General features: G+C 66.6%; 3 protein-coding genes. 1 reads left to right on the top strand and 2 read right to left on the bottom strand.

What is annotated here, in order from left to right; genetic code table 11:
- Together O9280_RS03745 and O9280_RS03740 are read right to left on the bottom strand one after the other, a co-directional pair.
- A partial coding sequence (locus O9280_RS03745) for an RES family NAD+ phosphorylase (RefSeq protein ID WP_298338952.1) occupies positions 1-589 on the bottom strand: 589 nt, incomplete at its 3' end.
- Positions 570-911, bottom strand: a complete 342-nt coding sequence (locus O9280_RS03740) for a hypothetical protein (protein ID WP_298338949.1) — start codon at positions 909-911, stop codon at positions 570-572. The genes O9280_RS03745 and O9280_RS03740, both read right to left, overlap by 20 nt.
- 507 nt (positions 912-1,418) lie before the next feature.
- Between O9280_RS03740 and O9280_RS03735 the strand changes: the two genes are divergently transcribed.
- On the top strand, positions 1,419-2,078 hold the full coding sequence (locus O9280_RS03735) for a phage integrase family protein (protein ID WP_298338946.1): 660 nt from the start codon (positions 1,419-1,421) through the stop codon (positions 2,076-2,078).
- The last annotated feature ends 109 nt before the right edge of the window (positions 2,079-2,187 follow it).

Genomic DNA, 2,187 nt, shown 5'->3' with positions numbered 1-2,187 from the left:
TGACGTTGAACCGATCGCAGAGGTCATCGACCTGCCGCGCCTTGAGCTTCTCGGCGCGCAGCTTGTGCAGCCCGCTGCGCTCGAAGATGGCGTAGGCGAACCCCTTGTTCATCTGCCGCGACACGTACCGTATCCCGTCCCAGCGCGGATTCGCACCGTGGATCGCCCGCGCCCAGGCCTGGCTCGCCGTGTAGTCGGCGGATGCACTGATGTCGTTGTTCAGTCCCAGGGCCTTTAGCGCTGCACCGGTCAGGTCAGCCAGTACCAGCGACTTGCGCCGATCACAGGCAAACCGCACGACCGAGCGCTCGGTCAGCTCTGCGCCCGGCACCTCGTAGCTGCCTCTGACGAACCGCCCGCACTCGTGGATGACGCTCTCCGCGAAAGCTACCTCGATGGTGCTGGCGGTGTAGCAGGTGCCGAACGGGCGGGCGCCGCCAGGATCTGGATCATCAAAACGGTAGACCCCAGCAGACCAGTACGGCTCCGTGGCCGGGCGCCGGCTCAAGCGCACGAGCGACGAGACTTCGATCCTGGCCGGTCGAAGCAGATCCTCGAAGGAACCGGGATCAGGCAGTCGCAGCGACACGCGAGGCGCCTCGCTCGCGCGCCCACGCCGCAGCCAGGCGCTCTACCTTGGCCAGGCCAGTTCCCGCTTCCAATGCCGCGGCGACGCTCTTTCCTGCCAGGGCGCCGTGCTCGCGCAGCCAGAACATCAGCTTCTCGCTGGCGCCGAGGTCACCGAGCGCGCGGCAGATGGCTGCCACGGCCTCGCGGTCCATCCCCAAGAAGGCCTGCGGGTAATACAGCCGGTTGCCGACCTTCACTGCAAAGACTTCGCCACGGCCTGCGGCCGGCGCCAAGGCCTGACGGGTGAGCCCCCAGGCTTGAGCGAGTTGCTCACCGGGCACGACGTGGCCATCCTTGACCCACTGGACACGCGCTGCCTCGCCCCGTGCAGTGGCGCCCGCCAAGCCGCCACGGGCCTGAGCCTGTAAGTTGTCAGCAGAGGAGGAGTCGGCGTCCGCCACCCGGGCTCGAACGCCTCGTGACCTTGGAGGCTGCAGGCCTTGCTTGCTGACTGCGGAGCGCAGGGCGCCGAGGTCTTCGCTGAGGCGCCCGACGGTGGCCTCAAGCTGCGCGATGCGGCGCAAAAGGATGGGAGTGCTGAGAGCGGTACTCACAGGGGGACTATAAGCAAATCTGGACAACCAAGCAAATACGGCAAACAGAGACAGCTGACAACGACGAGCGGTGACGGCCGCAGCGACTCCCGCTCGTGCTGACCAAGGGCGGCCCAGGCCCGAACCCGGCGGTGCAAGTCTGAAACGCGAGGCCTCTTGTCGCTCCTATGCCGATAACTAACCTTAGCGGCATAGCAGTGCCAGCAGCGTAAGCTAAGGTGCGTGGAAATTGCCTTGTCTGTAACCGCACCGCCGCTGTCGCTGCCTGACGCGGCTTCGCTTGCTGCACTTCGGGCCTGGCACGAAGGGCTGTCGTCGAGGGATGCGGTGGCGCGGTACCTCGGAGAAGCTCGGGAGGCCGGCCAATCGTCGCGCGGCGTCATCGGGGCCATCCGTCGTGAAATCGCGGCCTTTGCCAGGTCGCGCCACCGGGACGACCTGGCCAAGCTCTTCACCGGACCTGCCCGCAAAGGCCCCGCAGCCGCCCGCGCCATGGCTGCCGCTATCGAGCAGCTGCGAAGCGCAGCCGTCCCGGTTCCCCTGATCGGCGACTGCGTCGACCTCTGGCTCGCGCCCCGCGTCGCCGCAGTGCTGCGCCAGGCCGGCATCAAGACCTTGGCAGACCTCACGCTCCGAGTACCGCGCCGCAGGCGTTGGTGGGTCGACATCGACGGCCTCGGTGCCGCCGGTGCGCGTCAGATCGAGGCCTTCTTTGCCGAGCATGTAGACCTGACCGACCGTGCTCGCGCTTTGCTGGTCACCACGTCGACATCGGAGCTGGTTCCCTGGGAGAAACTCGTCGTTCCACACGAGGTCGACGGCAGCATGGGCCTGCATCGTGCGCCGCGCGCGTCATGCGTCCTGCGGGCTAGCCCGGAAATTTCATCACCATAAGGTCGGCAGCCTCGTGCCGAGGCGCGTTGTCATAGGTATTCGACCCCCTATGCCAACCGAGGACTGCCGATGCCAAAGTGTACGGATGCCAAGATCGAGTTTGGCCGCT

Origin of the sequence: Silanimonas sp., assembly GCF_027531545.1 — a bacterium.
GTDB lineage: Bacteria > Pseudomonadota > Gammaproteobacteria > Xanthomonadales > Xanthomonadaceae > Silanimonas.
The sequence above is the reverse complement of the archived record's forward strand: the minus strand, read 5'-3'. Positions and strand labels throughout refer to the sequence as shown.